Below are 20,931 nucleotides of genomic sequence, written 5' to 3'. Positions count from 1 at the left end.
GCGGTCCGACGGCCGCCGGAACCCGCCAAGAAACGCCCCCGAATGTACGTCCAGACCCTCGACCAGCTGTTCAGCCTCGCCGTGCTGCTGACCTGTTGCGGGCTCGCCGTCTGGCGCGGTCGCTGGGTCGAACGGGTCGCCGCCGCGGCGATGGCCGCCGCCTGGTTCGCCAGCCCCCTCGTCCAGGACGACAGCCAGACCCTCGGCGCCCAAGGCGGCGTGTTGATGGTCGACGTCCTGCTGCTGCTGGTCCTGCTGTATCTGGCCCTGACCTCCGACCGCTGGTGGACCATGGCCGCCGCGGCCTTTCAGGGCGTCGCCGCCCTGGTCCACCTGGCCGCCGCGATCGACAAGCAGATCATCCCCCGCGCCTACTACGTGGCCGGCAGCCTGCTCAGCTATCTGGTGATGGGCGCCCTTCTGGTCGGCGCCTGGAACGCCGGCCGGCGGGAAAAGCCTCGTCCGGACGGTTTGGCCTGACCTCCAGGCGTCGCCTTACGATCATTTAATCCGGTGAACAGCGTTTCTCGGTTAGAAGGCGTCTGGCTGTTCAAATAATCGGAGCTGAAGTGGTCGTGCATCAACGGATCAAACAACGCGGCGTGGGTTCGACTGCGTTACCCGTGGTGCTCTGCATCGGCGCCCTGGGGCTGTCCGCGTGCGACCATGGCGACAAGGCCAAGGCCAAGACGCCCAAGCCCTCGCAGGCCGCCAGCCAGACCGTCAGCGTCGCCGTGGTGAACGTCCAGGCCCTGCCGCGCATCATCAACGCCTCGGGCACCGTCACGCCCTGGGAAGAAGTGCCCGTCGGCGCCGAGACCGGCGGCCTGACCGCCGTGTCGGTCAACGCCGAAGAAGGCCAGGTCGTGCGCCAGGGCCAAGTCCTGGTGGCGATGAACGACACCATGCTGCGCGCCCAGGCCCGCCAGCAGGAGGCCTCGGTGGCCTCCGCCAAGGCCACCCTGGCCGAGGCCCAGGCCGCCCTGAACCGCTCGCGCGAACTGCAGGCCAAGGGCTATCTGGCCGCCTCGGCGCTCGACACCGCGACCATGCGCCAGCAGACCGCGATCGCCCAGGTCGCCGCGGCCCAAGCCGCCTACGGCGAGACCGTCGCCCGCCTGGGCCAGGCCGTGGTCCGCGCGCCGGTCTCCGGCCTGATCAGCCGACGCAGCGTCACCAAGGGCCAGATCATCTCGCCCGGGACCGAGCTGTTCCGCATCGTCCGCGACGGCCGCCTGGAGCTGGACGCCGAGATCCCCGAAGCCGACCTGCTGGCCCTGCGCGCCGGCATGCCGGCCACGGTCACCTCCGACCAGGTGGGCCAGACCACCGGGACGATCCGCATCGTCACCTCCGAGGTGAACACCCAGACCCGCGTCGGCCTGGCCCGGATCAGCCTGGCGCCCGGCAGCGGCTTCCGCTCGGGCATGTTCGCCCGCGCCCAGATCGCCGCCGGCGCCCAACCGGCCCCGACCATCCCGACCGCCGCGATCCTGTATCGCCAGAACCAGCCCGGCGTGTTCGTGGTCGACGCCCGCAACCACGTGCAGTTCCGCCGCATCGAGATCCTGGCCCGCAACACCGACCGTACGGCCGCCAACGGGCTGAACCCCGGCGAGCGGGTCGTGGTCGAGGGCGCCGGCTTCCTGGGCGAAGGCGACGCCGTGCGCGTCGCCGGCTCGTCCGCCCACGCCGCACCGCCCGCCGTGGCCGTCGCGGCCAAGCGCTAGGGGCCGGCGATGAACAACATCTCCCGCTGGGCGATCAAGAACCCGATCCCCGTGATGCTGCTGTTCCTGCTGCTGACCCTGGCGGGGATCGGCGGCTTCACCAGCATGCGGATCAACGACAATCCGGACGTCGACCTGCCCTTCGTGGTGGTCAACGCCTCGCGCCCCGGCGCGGCCCCGACCGAGCTGGAGACCCAGGTCACCCGCCTGATCGAGGACTCGATCGCCGGCCTGGGCCAGGTGCGCCACATCAGCTCCACCGTCGGCGACGGCTATTCCTCGACCTTCATCGAGTTCGAGCTGGGCGTCGACCACGAGCGGGTGACCAACGACGTCCGCAACGCCATGGCCAATCTGCAGAGCTCCCTGCCCCAGGACATGCAGATCCCCAACGTCACCCGGATCGACATCTCGGGCGACGCCCTGATCACCTACGTGGTCCAGGCCCCCACCCTGACGCCGGAGCAGCGCAGCTGGTTCGTCGACAACGACGTCAGCCGCGCCCTGCTGGCCATCAAGGGCGTCGGCCAGGTCAACCGCCAGGGCGGCGTCAGCCGCGAGATCCAGGTGGCCCTCGACCCCGACCGCCTGGCCGCGCGCGGCGTCACCGCCGCCCAGGTCAGCCAGGCCCTGCAGTCGGCCAACGCCGACCTGCCCGGCGGCCGCGTCACCGTCTCCGGCTCCGAGCGCGCCATCCGCACCCTGGGCGCGGCCGGCTCGGTCGATCAGCTGCGCGAGACCCGCGTCCAGCTGGGCAATGGCGAGACCGTGCGCCTGGGCGACCTGGGCGACGTCGAGGACCGCTGGGCCGAGCCGCGCAATCGCGCGCGCTTCGACAACCAGGAAGTCGTGACCTTCAACATGGTCCGCTCGCGCGGCGCCAGCGAGGTCAAGGTCGCCGAGAAGGTCCGCAAGGAAGTCGAGAAGCTCGACAAGGCCCATCCCGAGATCAAGATCGTCGAGCTGACCTCGAACGTGAAGTACATCGAGCAGAGCTACTACGCCTCGCTCGAGGCCCTGGGCCTGGGCGCCCTGCTGGCCGTGCTGGTGGTGCTGCTGTTCCTGCGCGACTGGCGGGCGACGTTCCTGGCGGCCGTGGCCATCCCGCTGTCGCTGCTGCCGACCTTCGCGGTCATGGCGCCGCTGGGCCAATCGCTGAACGGCGTGACCCTGCTGGCCCTGTCGCTGACCGTCGGCATCCTGGTCGACGACGCCATCGTCGAGATCGAGAACATCGTCCGGCACATGCGCGGGGGCAAATCACCCTACGACGCGGCCATGGAGGCGGCCGACGAGATCGGCCTGGCCGTCGTGGCCACCACCTTCACCATCGTGGCGGTGTTCGCGCCGGTCGGCTTCATGCCTGGCATCGTCGGCCAGTTCTTCAAGGCCTTCGCGCTCGCGGCCTGCATCTCGGTGCTGTTCTCGCTGCTGGTCGCCCGCATGCTGACGCCGCTGATGGGCGCCTACATGCTGAAGGCCCACAACAAGCCCGACACCGATCCGTTCTGGATGGCGCCCTACCTCAAGGCCCTGAACTGGGCCCTGGGCAACAAGATCAAGGTGGCCCTGCTGGCCCTGCCGATCCTGGTCGGCTCGTTCCTGCTGGCCGGGAAGCTGCCGTTCGAGTTCCAGCCGGCGGCCGACCGCGGCCGCGCGCCGTTCAGCGTCGAGCTGCCCCCGGGCGCGACCCTGGACGAGACCGACGCGGTCGTCATGCAGATGACCCGCGAGCTGGAGGCCCGTCCCGAAGTGACCGGGGTCTACGCCTCGGTCGGCAGCGACGGCGTCAACCAGGCCCGCGTCACGGCCGACCTGGTGCCGAAAGGCCAGCGGATCAGCCAGCGCGACTTCAGCCGCCAGATGGTCGACCAGTTCAAGGCCATCCCCGGCGCGCGGATTGGCGCGGGCAGCAACAACGGCGGCGGTCCCAGCGACGGCTCCAGCTACACCCTGCGCCTGATCGGCGACAACGGCCCGCAGCTCGAAGCGGCGGCCCGCGCCGTCGAGGCCCAGATGCGCGGCGTCAAGGGCCTGGCCAACGTGGTCAACACCGCGGCCATCGCCCGTCCCGAGATCATCGTCACGCCCAAGCCCGACCAGGCCGCCCGGGCCGGGGTCTCGGCCGGCGCGATCTCGCAGGCCGTGCGCGTGGCCACGATCGGCGACATCGACCAGTCCCTGCCCAAGTACAATCTGGGCGACCGCCAGGTGCCGATCCGTCTGCGCCTGACCGACGACGCGCGCGAGAACATGTCGGTGCTGGAGACCCTCAAGGTCCCGTCCAGCCACGGCGGCGCCGTGCCGCTGAACGCGGTGGCGGACGTGCGCTTCGGCGCCGGTCCGTCGCAGATCTCGCGCCAGGACCGCTCGCGGGTGGCCGAGATCACCGCCGAGCTGGACGGCATCGTCGTCGGCGACGCGGCCAAGGCCGTCCACGCCCTGCCGTCGGTCAAGAACCTGTCGCCCGGCGTGAAGGAGGCTCCGGCCGGCGACGCCGAGTTCATCGCCGAGATGCTGACCGGCTTCGCCGCCGCCTTCATCACCGGCATCCTGCTGATGTACGTCGTGCTGGTGCTGCTGTTCCGCAGCTTCGCCCATCCGGTGACCATCATGGCCGCCCTGCCCCTGGCCATCGGCGGCGCCTTCGCCCTGCTGGTCCTGGCGCACTCCAGCTTCTCGATGTCGACCCTGATCGGCATCCTGATGCTGATGGGCATCGCCGCGAAGAACTCGATCCTGCTGGTCGAGTACGCGATCATGGCGATGAAGGGCGGCATGACCCGCCGCGAGGCCCTGCTGGACGCTGCCCACAAGCGGGCCCGGCCGATCATCATGACCACCGTCGCCATGGGCGCGGGCATGATGCCGGTGGCGGTCGGCTTCGGCGCCGACGTCGAGTTCCGGGCCCCGATGGCCATCGCGGTGATCGGCGGCCTGATCACCTCGACCTTCCTGTCCCTGCTCTACATCCCCGTGGTGTTCGTGTTCATGGACATGCTGAAGAACTGGTCGGGCAAGATCATCGACAAGCTGTTCCAGCACCAGAAGCGCGCGCCCAGCCACGCGGTCCCCGGTCACGGCCACCAGCCGGAACCGATCGTCAGCGGCGGGCGGGAGCTTTAACCCTCGTCTTCGCCCTTGAAGGCCAAGCCAAACCCCTCGCCCCAGCGGCGAGGGGTTTATTTTTGGCCTGTACCCGTCTTCCGCATCGTGGTCTCGATCATCCGACCGGCGCGACTCGCCGCTCCAGGGCCAGACGATGAATTCCGACCTCGACACCGACACCGCCGCGGCGCGGGCGCTCTTCCAGTCGCTCGAAGGCATGGAGGGGCTGTCGCGGCCCGAGCCCGCCGTCGCGACGAAGACCAAGGCCGGCTTCCCCGGCCAGGCGGCCTTGCTGAAGCTCTATCCCGGCGTGCTGGTGGCGGTGACCATCGCCCTGGCCTCGCAGTGGCTGGCCCAGCACTACGGCGCGCCGGTCATGCTGTTCGCCCTGCTGTTCGGCATGACCTTCCACTTCCTGCACCAGGAAGGCCGCTGCATCCCCGGCATCGAGTTCTCGTCCAAGGCCGTCCTGCGCTTCGGCGTGGCCCTGCTGGGCGCGCGGATCACCGCCAGCCAGATCCTGGGCCTGGGCCTGACCCCGATCATCATGGTCATCGTCGGCATCGGCTCGACCATCGCCCTGGGCGCGTTCGTGGCCAAGCGCATGGGCCTGCGCTCCAGCTTCGGCGTGCTGTCGGGCGGGGCCGTCGGCATCTGCGGGGCCTCGGCGGCCCTGGCCATCGCCTCGGTCCTGCCGCGCGGCAAGGACGCCGAACGCGACACCATCCTGGCGGTCGTCACGGTCACGGCCCTGTCGACCATCGCCATGATCACCTATCCGCTGCTGACGGCGGCCCTGCATCTGGACCACACCCGGGCGGGGGTCTTCCTGGGCGGCACGATCCACGACGTGGCCCAGGTGGTCGGCGCCGGCTACATGATCTCGCCGCACACCGGCGACGTGGCCACCTATGTGAAGCTGCTGCGGGTGACCATGCTGCTGCCGGTGGTCTTCACCATCGCCTTCGTCGTGGCGCGGATGGGTCCCGGCGCGAGCGGCGGCGCCAAGCCGACCGTGCCGCTGTTCCTGATCGGCTTCGCGGCCCTGGTCGTCATCAACAGCCTGGGCTGGCTGGCCAAGCCGGTCACCGACGCCGCCAACGAGGTCTCGCGCTGGTGCCTGGTCACCGCCATCGCGGGCCTGGGCATGAAGACCTCGTTCAAGGACCTGATGACCGCCGGCTGGCGGCCCGTGGCCCTGATGGTGTTGGAGACGGTGTGGATCGCCGGCGTGGTGCTGGCGGCGGTGGAGTTCTTCACCTAGCGGCGGTCTGGATCGACCGCAGCGCCTGGGCCACCAGCGGCGCCAGCCGGTCGCCGATGACCCGCGCGCCCGCGGCGTTGGGGTGGATGCCGTCGCCCTGCATCAGCTGCCGCGAGCCGCCCACCCCGGCCAGGATGTTGGGATAGAGCGGCGCCGAGAACTCCCGCGCCAGGGCCGGATAGACGGCGTTGAACTCGCGCGCGTAGCCCGCGCCGAACAGGGTCGGGGCGCCGACGCCGACCAGCACCACCCCGATCCGCCGGTCGCGCAGGCTCTGCAGGATGGCGCGCAGATTGGCCTTGGTCACCCGGGGCTCGATCCCCTGCAACAGGTCGTTGCCGCCCAGGGCCACGACGCACAGGGCGGTGTCCGGCGGGACGCTGCGGTTGACCCGCGCCAGGCCGCCGCCGCTGGTGTCGCCCGGCACGCCGGCGGCGCGCACTTGGGCGACCACGCCCATCCGGGTCAGGGCCGCCTGCAGCTGGGCCGGCATGGCGGCCTGGGCCGGAACGCCCAACCCCGAGGTGATGGAGTCGCCCAGCACCGTCACGACCGGGGGCTTCGGCGGCAGCCTCGGCTGGATTCGCGGCGCGGCAGCGGCCTGGCCGGCCAGCAGCAGGCCGGCCAGGAACGCGCGGCGATCGGGCAAACGCGGTGCGGTGAAGCTCATGACTCCCTGTGTACGCTGGCTGTCGTCCAGACAATGTCCACGAATTCGGGAGGTTTCATGACCGGGGTTTCGCCGCGCCCTGTTTCGGGGTCTTGGACGGCGGAGACCCTTTCGGCGGCGGCTTGGGCGCCGTCGCGGGCGGCGGCGTCGGCGCGGGCGGCGTCAGCAGCGGATCGCCCGGACGGCCCGAACCGGCCAGGGGCAGGCTGGCGATCGGCACGCCCGGCAGCATCGGCTCGCCCGTCCATTCCCAGTGCCAGGGCTCGAACGCATAGTTGACGAAGCCGAACCGCCCCGCGTTGGCCACCAGCCAGCGATAGAGGTCCGACCGGGCCATCGCCAGGCGGTTGGCGTCGGCGCTGGAGTCCGGTCCGAAACCCGGGGCGGCGGCGATGAACATGTCCAGGGCCAGGCCCGTGCGGTGGGCCGAGCAGATGGTGCGCGACACGCCCTGGCAATTGTTGTCGCGGGCGCAGCGGGCGGCGTCGGCCAGCGGGTCGCGGAAGCCCGAGAAGATGGTCAGGGCGCGCGGGTCGCGGGCCACGCCCGCCGCCTTGGCCTCGGCGACCATCCGGCGATAGGCGTCCAACGCGCCGGGGCGCAGCTGGATCGTCTTGCCGCCGTAGCTCTCCTGGGGACCGGCGGTGGACAGCAGGCTCACGGCCGGCGCGCCGGGGCAGATCCCCTCGCCGTTGACCTTCACGAACGGCCGCGCCCGGTGCCAGCGCACCAGCATCGCCTGGAAGGTTTCCGGATCGAACGTCCCGGTCGACTTCAGGCCATGGCCGCCCTGCCAGCGCGCCAGGGCGGCGGCGAAGCGGGGCGAGCCGGGCGCGCAGCCCGTCTGGATCTCGTGGGCGACGCGGGGGGCGTAGATCTCCCAGCCGGTCTCGGGACGGCCGAACGGCGTCCAGGCCAGCGTGGTCAGCGAGGCGGCGTTGACCGGGGCGGCGCTGGCCGAGGCGCCGCCGGCGTCGCAGGCCTCGGGCGTCCCGCCGGTCGGCGCGAAACTCGGGCTGGCCGGCGGATCGTTGGACGGCAGGTAGGTCGGCGGCTCGTACTGCAGAGGCTCGCGGGCGGCCGATACCGACGGCGGCGGCATGGCGGGCGCGGGCCGCTGATTGGGCCACATCACCCACACCGAGAAGGCGACGACCAGCACCAGCAGGACGCCCAGCACCCAGATCAGCCGACGCAGAATCTTCAATCGGGGCTCCTCGCCCCGGTGGGGCAGCAGTGGAACTTCGCCATGGCTCAAGGCTTGAGAGGGGCAAGGCGTTCCCGCCTCGGAGTTGTTACATGCCCCTGCCCTTGCGTCCCGTCGTCCTTCTGATCGGCTGCCTGGCGGCCACGACGGCCTGTTCCGACCCCGCCCCGCAGCAGCAGAAGCCGGCCGCATCCAAGCCCGCCGCCGCGCCCGCGCCGCAGACGCCGCCGCCGCTGGTGGCCGCCCCGTCCGCCCCGGCCCCGGCCGCCCCCTCGCCCCTGGCCCAGGCCGTGAACGCCGCCGCCTTCGACCCCGCCGCCACGACGCCGGAGGCCAAGCAGGCCTATCTGGCCCGCGCCCAGGTGCTGCTGGACCGCGCCCACTTCTCGCCCGGCGTCATCGACGGCCAGGAGGGCGGCAACCTGACCCTGGCGCTCAGCGCCTTCCAGGAGGCCCACCGCCTGACGGTCGACGGCAAGCTGAGCCCCGCCACCTGGGACGCCCTGGTCGCCGACAGCGCGCCGGCCCTGACCGACTATGTGATCACCGCCGAGGACGTGGCCGGCCCGTTCACGCCCGACATCCCCAAGGACGACTACGAGGCCATGGCCAAGCTGCCGGCCCTCGGCTACGGCACGCCGCTGGAGCTGCTGGCCGAGAAGTTCCACATGGACGAGCCGCTGCTGCAGGCCCTCAATCCCGGCGTGGACTTCGCGAAGGCCGGGACCACCATCGTCGTCGCGGCCCTGGGTCCCGACGGCCTGGACGGCAAGGTCACCCGCATCGAGATCGACAACGCCAAGGGCACGCTGAAGGCCTATGCCGACGGCGACCAGCTGCTGGCGGTCTATCCGGCCACGGTGGGCAGCACCGAGCGCCCGGCCCCGGTCGGCGAATGGGCGGTCAACACCGTGGCCCCGCGCCCGACCTACACCTACGACCCCACCCGCCTGACCTTCGGCAAGCCGACGGGCAAGCTGACCATCAAGGCCGGGCCGAACAATCCGGTGGGCTCCACCTGGATCGACCTGACCAAGGACACCTACGGCATCCACGGCACGCCCGACCCGCGCCTGGTCAACAAGCGGGCCTCGCACGGCTGCGTGCGGCTGACGAACTGGGACGCGGCGGAGCTGGGCGCGGCCGTGCAGAAAGGGGCGAAGGTGGTGTTCCGGGGCAAGCCGGTGCGCTGAATACTTGCCCCCCTACGGACCGCTTCGCGGTCGTCTTCCCCCAGAGGGGGAAGAGCGCTGTAGCCGGCGCCGCGCGAGGCTCCGCCCCCTATGGGGGCGGACAGACCGCGTAGCGGTCAGGTGGGGGCAAGTGGGTGAGCCTCAGATCGCCACCCGCAGCCCCACCCGCACGATCCGCGGCGCCGCATAGCCTGGGACCCCGTCGGCCGTCCGCGAGGTCTGGATATCCGCGTCCAGCAGGTTGTCGCCCGCGACGTAGGCCGTCACCAGCGGCCGCACGCGCCAGTCCAGACGCGCGTCCAGGCGGTAGGCCGGGTCGAGCACGCGGCTGTTGAGGTCGTCCTCGAAGCGCTTGCCCTCCCAGGTCAGGTCGGTGGCCAGGACCAGGGTCTCGGTCAGGTCGGCCGAGAGGCCCGCCGTGGCGCTCCAGACCGGGGCCTGGGCCGGGCGCTTGCCGGTCAGCTGGGGCGCGGTCGAACCGCCGTCCACCCGGGCGTCGGTGACCGACAAGGCCGAGGTCAGGGTCACGACCCCGACCTTGCGTTCGGCCCGGCCCTCCAGCCCGACGGCGTCGATCGAGCCGGCGTTCTGGCGCTGGCGCAGCACGCCGCCGGCCGGGATGAAGCCGCCGATCGGGAAGGTCCCCGGCCCCACGCCCAGGGTGACATTGACGATCGGGTCGTCGATCCGGTTCCAGAACGCCGTGGCCTCGATCAAGCCTTTTGCGCCCTTGCGCGACAGGCCCGCCTCCAGCCCCCCCAGCCGCTCGGGCTTGAGGCCGGCATTGGCCTCGGTAACGTCGTTGCCCACTCGGAAGGGGCGGTAGAGCTCGTTCAGGCTGGCCGGGCGGAAGCCGGTGTAGCCGGCCACGCGCGCCGTCACGTCGTGGCCCAGGTCGCGCGTCACGCCCAGGCGCCCGCTGACCACCTCGCCGTCGCGGTCGGCCGGGCGCTGGTCCAGCAGCACCGCGCCGGTCAGGGCGTTGCGCTCGACGCGGAAGCCGTCGGTGGTCTCCCAGTGGTCCAGCCGCAGGCCGCCGGCCACCAGCCACGGGCCGGTGGTCCACGAGCCGTCGGCATAGGCGCCGACCACCGAGGTCTTGCCGCCCGCCACGCGGTTGCGGGTGTAGGTCCCGCCCGAATAGCTGTAGCGCTCGCGCTCCTCGCCGTCGTTCAGGCGGGCGTCGGCGCCCAGCTCCCACTCCAGCCCGCCGACCTTCTGGCGCAGGGCGCCGTTCAGGCCCCAGCCGGTGGCCGGGGTCTTGTCCTGGCTGTTGGCCGGCGTGGTGGACGAGCGGTCGGCCGCCACGGCGACCGAGCTGTTGAACAGGTCGCTGGTCCGCCGCCAGGCCTGCAGCTTCCAGCCCAGGGCCTCGCCGCGCGGGGCCTGCACCAGGGTGGCGCTGAACACGTTGCCCGAGGCGTTGGCCCGCGCTCCCGCGAGGCCCGCCCCGCGGTCCTCCTCGAAGAAGCCGCCGCGCAGCGACAGCAGGCCCAGGCCGGTGGCCAGGTCGATACGGCCGGAGATGCTCTTGGCCTCCAGGTCGGTCCGGGTGTCGGCCGCGCCCCGCTGGGGCCCGCGCACAGGCACGTAGCCGTCGGACTTGTCGTAGAAGGCCGCGCCCGTGAACTCGAACCGTCCGAAGGTCGAGGTGGCGGCGGCCGAGGCGCGCTGGCTGCCCAGCTCGCCCAGCGAGACGTCGCCGGCGATGCCCGCGTCGCGCTCCTTCAGGTCGATGACGCCGGTCAGGGCGCCGGCGCCGTAGGGCCCCGCCCCCGCCCCGCGCACGATGTCCACGCCGCTCAGCGACTCCGGCGCCAGCTGCGACCAGATCACCCAGCCGCCGAACGGGTCGTTCAGCGGCACGCCGTCCAGGGTGACCAGGGCCCGCCCCGCGCCCGACGGGGCGATGGCGCGCAGGCTGATCCCCTGGGTGGTCGGATTGGCCGACAGGCTGGAGGTGCGGCGGAACAGCGAGACGCCCGGCGTCTGGCCCACCGCCTCGTCCACCCGCTGGGTCCGGGCTAGGTCGCGCTCGCCCAGATGCACCGACGAGAAGGCCGCCTCGGCGGCGGCGGGCGGCAGGCGGGCGGCGGTGACGATCACCTGCTCGACGGCGGGCGCTTCGGGGGCGGGCGCTTCAAGGGCGGGCGGGGCGTCCAGGGGCATGGTCAATCTCACTCGGCGGCGTCTTGTATCAGCTGGACCGCCGGCGTGACGAAAGAACGGCGGCCCGCGTCGGCGCAATCCCCTTTTCGGTCACTTGCACAACGAGACTTACATTCCTAAGCTCGCGCCAAGACGCCAGGGAGCCCGTCATGAAGATCGCCACGCAGATTAGGCGCCTGCCGCCGGTCCGCACCTCGCTCCAGCCGACCAACCATCCGTACATGACTGGGGCCTGGACGCCGCTGCACGAGGAGGTGGACGCGGTCGACCTGGAGGTGCTGGAGGGTGCGATCCCGGCCGACCTGGACGGCGTCTACCTGCGCAACACCGAGAACCCCGTCCACCAGCCGCTGGGCCGCTACCATCCGTTCGACGGCGACGGCATGGTCCACCAGATCGAGTTCAGGAACGGGGCGGCCAGCTACCGCAATCGCTTCATCCGCACCCGCGGCTTCGAGGCCGAGCAGGAGGCGGGCGAGAGCCTCTGGGGCGGGCTGGCCGACGGACCAGGCACCAGCAAGCGCCCCGGCTTCGGCGCGCACGGAAGCCTGAAGGACACCGCCAGCACCGACATCCTGGTCCATCGCGGCGAGGCGATCGCCACCTTCTACCAGTGCGGCGAGGCCTATCGCCTGGATCCCCTGACCCTGGAGAACCTGGGCGTGGCGTCATGGGCGCCGCTGGACGGCGTGTCGGCCCACCCGAAGGTGGACGAGGCCACGGGCGAGTTGATGTTCTTCAACTACTCCAAGCACGCGCCCTATATGCACTACGGCGTGGTCGACGCGTCGGGGAAGCGGACCGTCTACCAGGCCATCGACCTGCCCGGCCCGCGCCTGCCGCACGACATGGCGTTCACGGCCAACTACTCGATCCTCAACGACCTGCCGGTGTTCTGGGACCAGGCCCTGCTGGAGCGCGACATCCACGCCGTGCGCCTGCACAAGGGCGTGCCGTCGCGGTTCGGGATCGTGCCGCGCCACGGCGGCGAGGTCCGCTGGTTCGAGGCCGCGCCGACCTACGTCCTGCACTGGCTCAATGCGTACGAGGACGGCGACGAGATCGTGCTGGACGGCTACTTCCAGGAGAACCCCACGCCGCGCCCGCTGGAGGACGCGCCCGAGGGCCACGGCCACCTGATGGCCTATCTGGACGAGCACAGCTTCCGGCCGAAGCTGCACCGCTGGCGCTTCAACCTGGCCACCGGCGAGACCGTCGAACAGCGGCTGGACGACCGCATCCTGGAGTTCGGCATGTTCAACCAGGCCTATGCCGGGCGGCCCTACCGCTACGCCTATTCCACCACCGCCAAGCCGGGCTGGTTCCTGTTCAACGGCTTCGTCAAGCACGACCTGGAGACCGGCGTCAGCTGGACCCTGCCGCTGGAGCCCGGCCGCTACGCCAGCGAGGCCCCGTTCGCGCCGCGCGTGGGCGCGGTCGACGAGGACGACGGCTACCTGGTCAGCTTCATCATCGACGAGAACCGGGGGACGTCCGAGTGCCTGGTGGTCGACGCCAAGACCATGCAGCCGGCCTGCCGCATCGCCCTGCCCCACAAGATCAGCAGCGGCACGCATGCGGTGTGGGCGGGACGGGCGGCGCTCGGCGCCTAGCAACTACCCGGATTGTCCCGCTTCAGCACGCAGATCATCTTGTTGCCGCGCGGGGCGCCGTACACCGCGATCAGGCGGCTTTCGAAATAGGCCCACTTGGCCCGCGTATCGAGGGCGGCGACATTCATGGCGCGGGCATAGGCCCCGCCCCCGCCGCGCGCGGCGCCGGCGGTGTCCTTGTTCAGCGTCGCGTGCTTGATCCGCCCGCCGCAATGGAACGCCTCCGGGAAGCCGTCGTAGCAGCCGCTGATCAGGCCGGTCGGGAAGGTCACCGGCGTCGGCGACAGCCAGGTCGCGGGCACGGTGTTGTTCAGCCCCTGGGGATTGGCGATCGAGGGCGTGGCGCGCGGCGCGTCGATCCAGTTGGTGTGGGAATAGAAGTCCTGGGCCGCGTGGAAGGCCATGCCCATGTCCTCGAACACGTTGCACTTGGCCCGGCCCTTGGCGCCGTTGTAGTTGCAGCCGCCGAAGGTGCTGGTGCTGTCCAGCGCCAGGTTCGCCTTCACCAGGCCCGCGGCGTCGGTCACCGCGGCGTTGATGTTGTTGTAGATGTAGTTGCGGCAGCGGGTCAGTTCGGTCGCGGCGGCGACCGAGCTCTGGGGATAGCCGGGGCTGGCGAAGAAGTCGCCGCCGTCGCAATGGGCCGCCTTGTTGCCGCCAAGACCCCGGGTCGGGTTGTCGGGCGCCCCGACCGCGCCCCAGGTGCCGTTCTTGCCGGCGATCTCGCTGAGGGAATCCGGACCGAAGCCGAACCCGGCCAGGCCGCTGCGGGTGATGCGCTCATGCTCGGCGTTCTGGCCGAAGCTGCGGATGGTGCCGAAGGCCTGGGCCTGGGGGACCAGCGCCTGGGGCGCGAACAGGATCGAAGCGGCGACGACCGCCAAAGCTGCCGAACGCTTACGCATGACGCGACCTCCATGATTTTTCAATCGAAGGTTACGCCCGCGCGCGCCAAAGTACAGCGGCGGCTCAGGCCTTGGGGAACCACGGGACGAAGCCCGAGGTGCGGGCGACATAGGCCTCGTAGTCCGGACGTTTCCGGCGCATGCGCCCCTCGACCGTCGGCACGCCGCTCCAGCGGGTCAGCAGCACGGTGATCAGCACCGGCCCCGGCAGGGCCCAGGCGCCCAGGCCCGTCTCGGCGGCGATCAGGTAGAGGCCCCACCATACGCAGGCGTCGCCGAAATAGTTCGGGTGGCGGGTGTAGCGCCACAGGCCCGTGTCCAGCACCTTGCCGGCGTTGGCGGGCTGGGCCTTGAAGCGGACCAGCTGCCAGTCGCCCAGGCTCTCGAAGCCGATCCCGACCAGGGCCAGCACGGTCCCGGCGATCGCCAGCCCGCCCAGCGGCGCGGCGATCGGCTGGCCCAGCTGCACCGGCAGGGCCACCACGAACTGCAGCAGGTACTGCAGGGCGAACACCAGCAGGGCCGAGGCCTTGGCGAAGCCCCAGCCGCGCTGGGTCTCGGCGTAGTGCATCATCGTGACGTAGCGCCGGTCGGGTCCCTGCCTGCGCCAGCGCCACAGCAGGTAGCCGCCCAGCCGCGCGGCCCAGACGGTGCAGAGGCCGGTCAGCAGCACGCCGTGCGGGGTGGCGCCGGACTGGACCAGCGTCGCCCAGGCGATCAGCGCCATGCCCACGCCCCACCAGGCGTCGACGAAGCTGACGTCCTTCAGGCGAAGCCCGATCAGCCACAGGGCCACGAAGGCGACGGCGGAGACGGCGGCGTTGATCAGGAGGAGGGTCAGGAGGGGCATCGCGAAGCCTTGGAGATGTCGAACAGAAAATCCTCCCCCTCTGGGGGAGGTGTCGGCGAAGCCGACGGAGGGGGACTTCCGAGCCGGCGGAGCTGCCCCCTCCGGCCTTTCAGGCCCCCTCCCCCGAGGGGGTAGGATCTACACCCCCACCACCAGGCTGACCGTCGTGGTGGTCGAGCCGCCGATGTTCAGGGTCTGCACCGTCCGGGCCCCCTCGACCTGGCAGTCGCCGGCCGCGCCGGTCACCTGCTTGAAGGCGTCCAGGGCCATGCGCACGCCGGTGGCGCCCACCGGGTGGCCGGCGCCGATCAGGCCGCCGGAGGGGTTGACCGGCAGGCGGCCGCCCATCGCGATGGAGCCGTCCTCGACCGCCTTCCAGCTCTCGCCCGGCGCGGTCAGGCCCAGATGGTCGATGGCCATGTATTCGGTGGCGGTGAAGCAGTCGTGGACCTCGACGGCGTCGATCTGGGAGACGTCCGTGATGCCGGCCCGGGCCCGGGCGTCCTCGATGGCCCGGCGCACCTGCGGGAAGACGTAGGGCTGGTCGCGGCTGACCTCGACCTTGCGGGCGTAGCTGATCGGGGCCGAGCGATGGCCCCAGCCCTTGATGCGCGGCAGGCTCTCCAGCGGCACGCCGCGGAGGAAGGCGTAGGCCTTGGCCCGGCGCTCCGAAGCCAGGAACACCACCGCCGTCCCGTCCGTCACCTGGCCGCAGTCCTGCTTGCGCGTGCGGCCCTCGACCACGGGATTGGCCACGTCGTCGGCGGTGAAGGCCCCCGGCCCGAACCGCCAGTCGCGGGTCTGGGCGTCGGGGTTGCGGCGAGCATTGTTGAAGTTGTTCTCGGCGATCGCCATCAGGTGCTCGTACTTCAGGCCGTGCCGCCGGTCGTACTCGTCGGCGAGGTCGGAGAAGGCGCGCGGCCACAGGAAGCGGGCGTCCTGGAACTCGTGCCCGACCCACGCGGCCGAGCCCAGGTTCTCGGCGGCGACCTGGCCGGCGACGTTGCGCATCTGCTCTATCCCGACCACGCAGGCCAGGTCGTAGCGGCCGGCCTCGATCTCGGCGGTGGCCGCCAGGATCGCCACGCTGCCCGAGGCGCAGGCTGCCTCGTGGCGCGCCGTGGGCAGGCCGTCCAGGGCCGGATGCACCTGGCCGAAGAAGCCGCCCAGCAGCCCCTGCCCGGCGAACAGCTCGCCGGCGAAATTGCCGACATGGCCGGTCTCGATGTCCGCGGGGTCCAGGTCGACGGCGGCCAGGCCCTCGCCCACCGCCTCGGCGAAGGCGCCCGCCAGGTCCATGCCCTGCCGCGCCCAGTTGGCCGAATAGTCGCTCTGCCAGCCGCCCAGGATGTAGACCATCGCCGTTTCCCTCCCGCTCGCCGTCCTCGCCGATGTGCCCCGGCTTAGTCAGTCCGACTATACAAGTGACTTGTCGCGAGGCAATGCTCCGCGTTGACAGCCCGCCGCGAAACATCCGAACCAGAGGTCATGATCCCAGAGGCTCCCAGCCAGGTCGTCGCCGCCCCTCAGATGGTCCGCGCCAGCTCGGCCGCGCGGGCCCTGAACCTGATCGGCGACCGCTGGACCCTGCTGACCCTGTACGCCGCCTTCATGGGCCAGACCCGGTTCGACGGCTTCGTGAAGCTGACCGGCATGGCCCGCTCGCTGCTGGCCGACCGGCTGGGCCGGCTGGAGACGGCCGGGGTGCTGGAGAAGCGGCCCTACCAGGAGCGCCCCGTCCGCCACGGCTATCACCTGACGGCCATGGGCAAGGATCTCTACGACGCGGCCCTGATGATCCTGCGCTGGGAGACCCGCTGGCACTATGACGAGACCAGCCCCTCGCACCGGATCCGGCACGCCACCTGCGGCGAGCCGCTGGTGGCCGAGCTGGTCTGCAAGGCCTGCGAGCGGCCGGTCGAGGCGCGCGACGTCGAGCTGGTTCCCGGTCCGGGCGCCGGCCTGGAGCCCGCGCCCCGCGCCCGCCTGCAGCGCCGCTCGACCGCCGAGGCCGCCCAGCCGCTGACGCCGATGCTGGAGCGCTCGATCGCCGTGCTGGGCGACCGCTGGACGGCCCACCTGCTGGCGGCGTGCTTCTACGGCCGGCGGCGGTTCAACGACCTGCAGGCCGAGCTGGGCGCGGCGACCAACATCCTGGCCGACCGGCTGGCGCGGCTGACCGCCCTGGGCATGCTGGAGAAGCGGCTCTACCAGGCCCGGCCCGAGCGCTGGGAATACCGGCTGACGGAAGAGGCCCGCGACCTGTTCCCGCTGATCGTGGCCCTGATGGCCTGGGGCGACCGCTGGCTGTCAGGCGAGGCCGGGCCGCCGGAGGTGCTGATCCACAAGCCCTGCGGATCGCCGCTGGAGACGAAGGCGCGCTGCGAGGCGTGCCACGGGGCGGTGGACGTGAAGTCGACGCGGCTTCCCGCCTAGAGCCACAGCCCCGTCGCCGTCACGCCGTCGCCCCAGAACCCTTCGGCCGGACGCGTCATCCGCCCGTCCGCCACGCGGCAGCCGCCCGGATGGTCTTCGGCCAGCCACCACGGCCCGTCCAGGTCGGCGAAGGCGCACGAGCCAGCCAGGTGCAGGGCCGGGGCGATGGCCAGGGACGAGGCCACCATGCAGCCGACCATCAGTTCGAAGCCGTGGTTGCGGGCCTCCTCCAGCATCAGCAGGGCCTCGGACAGGCCGCCGGCCTTGTCGAGCTTGAGGTTCACGGCGCGGTAGCGGCCCTTCAGCCCGGCCAGGTCCTCGGCCACGTGCACCGACTCGTCGGCGCAGATCGGATACGGCGGGTCGTAGCCCTCCAGCGCCTGGTCCGCGCCGGCCGGCAGGGGCTGTTCGACCAGGGCGATGTTGAGGTCCGACAGAATGGGCTTGAGGCCGTCGAGGATGGCGAAGTCCCAGCCCTCGTTGGGGTCGACGATCAGCCGGGCGCGCGGCGCGGCCTTGGCCACGGCCAGCAGGCGGGCGGCGGGGTCCTCGGCCGACAGCTTGACCTTGATCAGCGGGGCGGAGGCCACGGCCTGGGCGGCCAGGCCCATCGCCTCGGGGCTGTCCAGGCTGACGGTGACGGCGGTGACCAGGCTGTCGGGGACGCGCAGGGCGGTCAGGGCCTCGACGCTGAGGCCCTCGCGCTTGGCCCGCAGGTCCCACAGGGCGCAGTCCAGCGCGTTGCGGGCCGCGCCGGCCGTCAGCAGCGCCACGGCGTCATGCGGCCGGGCGCCGTCGCGCAGGGCCTGGGCGGCGGGCTGGAGCTGGGCGATCACGCTGTCGACGGTCTCATCGTAGCGGGCGTAGGGCACGCTCTCGCCCCGCCCGATCAGCCCATCCTCGACGATCTCGACGACCACCACCTCGGCGGCGGTCTTGACCCCGCGCGAGATGCGGAACGGGGCCTTCAGGCGGTGGCTGACATGGGCGATCGAGACGGTGCGCTGCATGTCCCTGCCATCCCACCGTCAGCGGGATTTGGCTAGGGGCGACGACGGATCGGCGAGTCGGCGCGGCGCTCGCGGAAGACCTGCATGGCCAGGCGCGGGTCCCACACGAACAGCCCGGCCCACACCAGCAGCACCCCGGCGTAGTTGAGGGCGCCCAGCACGCCCGCCGGACGGCCCGGACGCGTGAAACGGACCGAGCGGGGCTGGGGCTGGAACAGGCTGGGCATGGCGATGTCGGTCATGGCGTCCTCCGTGGATGAGGAGACCTTCGCCGGGCGATGCGTCAAATCCGGACGTATGATCGAAAGCCGCTCGCCACCATATGTCGCCGACGGGCGTTAGACCCCGTAGCCAAGGAGCATCCCGCGCATGAGCAAGCCGGTCACCATCACCCTGCCCCACCAGCTGGGCGTCGCCGAGGCGCGCCGCCGGATCGACGAAGGGTTCGGCCAGCTGCTCAGCCAGACCGGCGGCATGGTCAAGGACGTCAACAAGAGCTGGGCCGGCGACGCCCTGACCTTCTCGGCCCAGGCCATGGGCCAGCCGATCTCGGGCGTGCTGACGGTGTTCGCGGACTCGGTGCGGATGGAGATCGTCCTGCCCGGCCTGCTGGGCATGATCGCCGGCAAGATCACCGGGGCGGTGAAGAAGCAGGGCCAGTTGCTGCTGGAGAAGAAGTAGCGGTCACGCTCCCCAACATCCGCTCATCCCGGCGAACGCCGGGACCCAGATCCCATAACGGTGTGGATGACTGGATAAGCTCTGAGTTCTTGGCGTCAGCCTCAAAGCCCTTGCATCTGGGTCCCGGCATTCGCCGGGATGAGCGGCTTCGAGGCTAGGCCCTCACCCGCCGCGGCGGGGCGTTCTTGGCCGGCGGACGCTTGGCCCGGGCGCGCTTGGTCTTGGGCGAGGCCTTGGCCTTGGGCGACGCCTTGGCGCCCTTGCGGGCCTCGCGTTCGGCTTCGATCTTGTCCAGACGGTCCCGGGCGATCTGGGCGTGCTCGGTGCAGCGCGCGTGCATGGCCGCCAACTCCTTCTCGGTCAGCTTCTCGATGCCCATGAAGTCGTTCTCGGCGGCCGAGGTCAGGATCAGCTCGTCCAGCTTGGTCTGGACCGCCGCGCCGTCGCGGTTCTGGGTGTTCTGGATCAGGAACACCATCAGGAAGGTGATGATCGTGGTGCCGGTGTTGATCACCAGCTGCCAGGTCTCGGAGAACTTGAAGATCGGCCCGCTGGCGGCCCAGGCGACGACCAGCGCCACGCAGACGATGAAGGCCGGCGGGCTGCCGGTGATCCGCGCCGTGGCGTTGGCGAATTTGGCGAACAGCTTGTCCATGACGCTCCCAGCTTTCAGGCGCGAGGGCCCGAGGTCATAACGCCCGACGGCGCCGCTGGGTTCGGACGGCGACGGCCCCGGTTCCCCGCCCCACGCGTTAGGGACGGATGTTCGATCCGTATCTGCTGTTCCTGCTGGGCCTGGGCGTCGTCGTTCTGCTGGTCGCCTGGCTGCCGATGGCGCTGAGCCGCCTGCCCTTGTCCCTGGCCATCCTCTGCGTGCTGATCGGGGTGGCGGTGTTCCACGGCGGCGTCCTGCCGTTCCGTTCCGATCCCGTACGGTTCTCGACCCTGACCCAGCGGCTGACCGAGGTCGTGGTCATCGTCTCGCTGATGGGGGCCGGGTTGAAGATCGATCGGCGGATCGGCTGGCGGCGCTGGGGCTCGTCCTGGCGGCTGATCGCGATCACCATGCCGCTGAGCATCGTGGCGGTGACCCTGATGGGCGTGCACGGCCTGGGCCTCGGCCTGGCCTCGGCCCTGTTGCTGGGCGGCGCCCTGGCCCCCACCGACCCGGTGCTGGCCTCCGACGTCCAGGTGGGGCCGCCGCGCTCGGGCGAGGACGGCGAGGCCCGCTTCGCCCTGACCTCGGAGGCCGGGCTCAACGACGGCTTCGCCTTCCCCTTCGTGCACCTGGCCGTGGCCATCGCCCTGGCCGGAGGAACGGTCGGCGCGCCCCTGCTGACCCAGTGGCTGGCCGTCGACGTGCTGTGGCGCGTGGCGGCCGGGGCGGGCGTGGGCTGGGCGGTCGGCAAGGTCCTGGGCTGGGCCACCTTCAAGGCGCCGCACGCCCGGATCTCGGGCACCGGCGACGGGCTGGTGGCCCTGGGCGCGACCCTGGTGGCCTACGGCGTCGCCGAGGCCGCCCACGGCTACGGCTTCCTGGCCGTGTTCGTCGCCGCCCTGGCCCTGAGGGCGACCGAGCGCGACCACGAATTCCACGAGGCCATGCACGACTTCGCCGAGCAGGTGGAGCGCCTGCTGATGATGCTGGTCCTGGTGCTGCTGGGCGGGGCGGTGGCGGGCGGCCTGCTGGACGGCCTGACCTGGAAGGAGGCGGCCTTCGGCCTGGCGCTGGTGTTCGTGATCCGGCCGCTGGCCGGCTGGATCGGCCTGATCGGCGCGCCCCACTCCATGCGCGAGCGCGCGGTCGTGGCCTTCTTCGGCATCCGCGGGATCGGGTCGTTCTACTACCTGGCCTACGGCCTCAACCACGGCGACTTCCACGGCTGGGACCGGCTGTGGGCGATCACCGGCTTCGTGGTGCTGTGTTCGATCCTGGTCCACGGCGTCACCGCCACCCCGCTGATGACCCGCATCGACGCCTGGCGGCGGCGAGAAGTCTTGCATCGGGACGACCCGCAACCTCAACGGGATTGAACTTCACCTTAGGATGCGGCAAAGCGTCACAGCGCCTCGTATCGAGGAAACGCAAAGGCCC

Annotated in this window: 18 protein-coding genes; 9 read left to right on the top strand and 9 right to left on the bottom strand. The window is 71.3% G+C overall.

Translation table 11 applies throughout. The features are described 5' to 3' along the window. Window positions 1-42: 42 nt before the first annotated feature. The 4 genes from WAE60_RS04165 to WAE60_RS04150 all read left to right on the top strand — a co-directional run bounded on the left by WAE60_RS04165 (window position 43) and on the right by WAE60_RS04150 (window position 6,102). Window positions 43-480 carry a hypothetical protein gene (locus WAE60_RS04165; RefSeq protein ID WP_029913616.1) on the top strand — a complete coding sequence of 146 codons (438 nt, stop codon included), beginning with the start codon at window positions 43-45 and terminating at the stop codon, window positions 478-480. A 143-nt stretch (window positions 481-623) separates the two neighbouring features. Further along, on the top strand, window positions 624-1,730 hold the full coding sequence (locus WAE60_RS04160; RefSeq protein ID WP_337685143.1) for an efflux RND transporter periplasmic adaptor subunit: 1,107 nt from the start codon (window positions 624-626) through the stop codon (window positions 1,728-1,730). A gap of 9 nt (window positions 1,731-1,739) precedes the next feature. After that, the gene (locus WAE60_RS04155) at window positions 1,740-4,856 is read left to right on the top strand and encodes an efflux RND transporter permease subunit (RefSeq protein ID WP_337685142.1); all 3,117 of its coding nucleotides are present in this window, start codon (window positions 1,740-1,742) and stop codon (window positions 4,854-4,856) included. A gap of 136 nt (window positions 4,857-4,992) precedes the next feature. Then, window positions 4,993-6,102 carry a YeiH family protein gene (locus WAE60_RS04150; RefSeq protein WP_337685141.1) on the top strand — a complete coding sequence of 370 codons (1,110 nt, stop codon included), beginning with the start codon at window positions 4,993-4,995 and terminating at the stop codon, window positions 6,100-6,102. On the opposite strand, the gene WAE60_RS04145 is transcribed toward WAE60_RS04150, so the two are convergent. After that, a complete protein-coding gene (locus tag WAE60_RS04145; protein WP_337685140.1) occupies window positions 6,095-6,772 on the bottom strand; it encodes an arylesterase in 678 nt (225 codons plus the stop codon). The genes WAE60_RS04150 and WAE60_RS04145 overlap by 8 nt on opposite strands. Window positions 6,773-6,827: 55 nt before the next feature. Then, window positions 6,828-7,979, bottom strand: coding sequence for a D-alanyl-D-alanine carboxypeptidase family protein (locus tag WAE60_RS04140; protein WP_337685139.1), 1,152 nt, complete (start codon window positions 7,977-7,979; stop codon window positions 6,828-6,830). Between the two features lie 92 nt (window positions 7,980-8,071). Here WAE60_RS04140 and WAE60_RS04135 point away from each other — a divergent pair, with 92 nt between their 5' ends. Further along, on the top strand, window positions 8,072-9,172 hold the full coding sequence (locus tag WAE60_RS04135) for a L,D-transpeptidase (protein ID WP_337685138.1): 1,101 nt from the start codon (window positions 8,072-8,074) through the stop codon (window positions 9,170-9,172). A gap of 141 nt (window positions 9,173-9,313) precedes the next feature. Here the strand turns inward: WAE60_RS04135 and WAE60_RS04130 are convergent, their stop codons facing one another. Continuing rightward, entirely contained in the window at window positions 9,314-11,341 is a 2,028-nt protein-coding gene (locus WAE60_RS04130) for a TonB-dependent receptor (RefSeq protein WP_337685137.1), read from the bottom strand. 149 nt (window positions 11,342-11,490) lie between these two features. Between WAE60_RS04130 and WAE60_RS04125 the strand changes: the two genes are divergently transcribed. Then, a complete protein-coding gene (locus WAE60_RS04125) occupies window positions 11,491-12,954 on the top strand; it encodes a carotenoid oxygenase family protein (RefSeq protein ID WP_337685136.1) in 1,464 nt (487 codons plus the stop codon). Here WAE60_RS04125 and WAE60_RS04120 read toward each other — a convergent pair. The 3 genes from WAE60_RS04120 to WAE60_RS04110 all read right to left on the bottom strand — a co-directional run bounded on the left by WAE60_RS04120 (window position 12,951) and on the right by WAE60_RS04110 (window position 16,068). Next, window positions 12,951-13,859, bottom strand: a complete 909-nt coding sequence (locus WAE60_RS04120; protein WP_337685135.1) for a hypothetical protein — start codon at window positions 13,857-13,859, stop codon at window positions 12,951-12,953. The genes WAE60_RS04125 and WAE60_RS04120 overlap by 4 nt on opposite strands. A gap of 64 nt (window positions 13,860-13,923) precedes the next feature. After that, on the bottom strand, window positions 13,924-14,709 hold the full coding sequence (locus tag WAE60_RS04115; protein ID WP_337685134.1) for a DUF1295 domain-containing protein: 786 nt from the start codon (window positions 14,707-14,709) through the stop codon (window positions 13,924-13,926). A gap of 138 nt (window positions 14,710-14,847) precedes the next feature. Next, a complete protein-coding gene (locus tag WAE60_RS04110) occupies window positions 14,848-16,068 on the bottom strand; it encodes an acetyl-CoA acetyltransferase (protein ID WP_337685133.1) in 1,221 nt (406 codons plus the stop codon). Between the two features lie 129 nt (window positions 16,069-16,197). Between WAE60_RS04110 and WAE60_RS04105 the strand changes: the two genes are divergently transcribed. Further along, window positions 16,198-17,145, top strand: coding sequence for a helix-turn-helix domain-containing protein (locus tag WAE60_RS04105; protein WP_337685132.1), 948 nt, complete (start codon window positions 16,198-16,200; stop codon window positions 17,143-17,145). Here WAE60_RS04105 and dgcA read toward each other — a convergent pair. Then, window positions 17,142-18,155, bottom strand: a complete 1,014-nt coding sequence (gene dgcA / locus WAE60_RS04100) for an N-acetyl-D-Glu racemase DgcA (protein WP_337685131.1) — start codon at window positions 18,153-18,155, stop codon at window positions 17,142-17,144. The genes WAE60_RS04105 and dgcA overlap by 4 nt on opposite strands. A 32-nt stretch (window positions 18,156-18,187) precedes the next feature. After that, window positions 18,188-18,397, bottom strand: coding sequence for a DNA damage-induced SOS-independent cell division inhibitor A (gene didA, locus WAE60_RS04095; protein WP_337685130.1), 210 nt, complete (start codon window positions 18,395-18,397; stop codon window positions 18,188-18,190). A 127-nt stretch (window positions 18,398-18,524) separates the two neighbouring features. On the opposite strand from didA, the gene WAE60_RS04090 reads away from it, so the two are divergent. Continuing rightward, window positions 18,525-18,836: a polyhydroxyalkanoic acid system family protein gene (locus WAE60_RS04090; RefSeq protein ID WP_029913661.1), complete on the top strand. Its 312-nt coding sequence runs from the start codon at window positions 18,525-18,527 to the stop codon at window positions 18,834-18,836. 154 nt (window positions 18,837-18,990) lie between these two features. Here the strand turns inward: WAE60_RS04090 and WAE60_RS04085 are convergent, their stop codons facing one another. Further along, window positions 18,991-19,491: a low affinity iron permease family protein gene (locus WAE60_RS04085; RefSeq protein ID WP_337685129.1), complete on the bottom strand. Its 501-nt coding sequence runs from the start codon at window positions 19,489-19,491 to the stop codon at window positions 18,991-18,993. Window positions 19,492-19,598: 107 nt separating this feature from the next. Here WAE60_RS04085 and WAE60_RS04080 point away from each other — a divergent pair, with 107 nt between their 5' ends. Further along, window positions 19,599-20,870 carry a cation:proton antiporter gene (locus tag WAE60_RS04080; protein ID WP_029913667.1) on the top strand — a complete coding sequence of 424 codons (1,272 nt, stop codon included), beginning with the start codon at window positions 19,599-19,601 and terminating at the stop codon, window positions 20,868-20,870. The last annotated feature ends 61 nt before the right edge of the window (window positions 20,871-20,931 follow it).

The organism is Caulobacter sp. CCG-8 (assembly GCF_037402475.1).
In the GTDB taxonomy this organism is placed as follows: Bacteria; Pseudomonadota; Alphaproteobacteria; order Caulobacterales; family Caulobacteraceae; genus Caulobacter.
Note: the sequence above shows the minus strand (reverse complement) of the source record. Positions and strands in the feature narration are given on the sequence as shown.

Coding starts and splice junctions, on each gene's coding strand:
- WAE60_RS04090 (WP_029913661.1), top strand. CDS start 18,525: ATGAGCAAGCCGGTCACCATCACCCTGCCCCACCAGCTGGGCGTCGCC.
- WAE60_RS04105 (WP_337685132.1), top strand. CDS start 16,198: ATGATCCCAGAGGCTCCCAGCCAGGTCGTCGCCGCCCCTCAGATGGTC.
- WAE60_RS04155 (WP_337685142.1), top strand. CDS start 1,740: ATGAACAACATCTCCCGCTGGGCGATCAAGAACCCGATCCCCGTGATG.
- WAE60_RS04150 (WP_337685141.1), top strand. CDS start 4,993: ATGAATTCCGACCTCGACACCGACACCGCCGCGGCGCGGGCGCTCTTC.
- WAE60_RS04145 (WP_337685140.1), bottom strand. CDS start 6,772: ATGAGCTTCACCGCACCGCGTTTGCCCGATCGCCGCGCGTTCCTGGCC.
- WAE60_RS04110 (WP_337685133.1), bottom strand. CDS start 16,068: ATGGTCTACATCCTGGGCGGCTGGCAGAGCGACTATTCGGCCAACTGG.
- WAE60_RS04135 (WP_337685138.1), top strand. CDS start 8,072: ATGCCCCTGCCCTTGCGTCCCGTCGTCCTTCTGATCGGCTGCCTGGCG.
- WAE60_RS04080 (WP_029913667.1), top strand. CDS start 19,599: ATGTTCGATCCGTATCTGCTGTTCCTGCTGGGCCTGGGCGTCGTCGTT.
- WAE60_RS04125 (WP_337685136.1), top strand. CDS start 11,491: ATGAAGATCGCCACGCAGATTAGGCGCCTGCCGCCGGTCCGCACCTCG.
- WAE60_RS04165 (WP_029913616.1), top strand. CDS start 43: ATGTACGTCCAGACCCTCGACCAGCTGTTCAGCCTCGCCGTGCTGCTG.
- WAE60_RS04115 (WP_337685134.1), bottom strand. CDS start 14,709: ATGCCCCTCCTGACCCTCCTCCTGATCAACGCCGCCGTCTCCGCCGTC.
- didA (WP_337685130.1), bottom strand. CDS start 18,397: ATGACCGACATCGCCATGCCCAGCCTGTTCCAGCCCCAGCCCCGCTCG.
- dgcA (WP_337685131.1), bottom strand. CDS start 18,155: ATGCAGCGCACCGTCTCGATCGCCCATGTCAGCCACCGCCTGAAGGCC.
- WAE60_RS04120 (WP_337685135.1), bottom strand. CDS start 13,859: ATGCGTAAGCGTTCGGCAGCTTTGGCGGTCGTCGCCGCTTCGATCCTG.
- WAE60_RS04130 (WP_337685137.1), bottom strand. CDS start 11,341: ATGCCCCTGGACGCCCCGCCCGCCCTTGAAGCGCCCGCCCCCGAAGCG.
- WAE60_RS04085 (WP_337685129.1), bottom strand. CDS start 19,491: ATGGACAAGCTGTTCGCCAAATTCGCCAACGCCACGGCGCGGATCACC.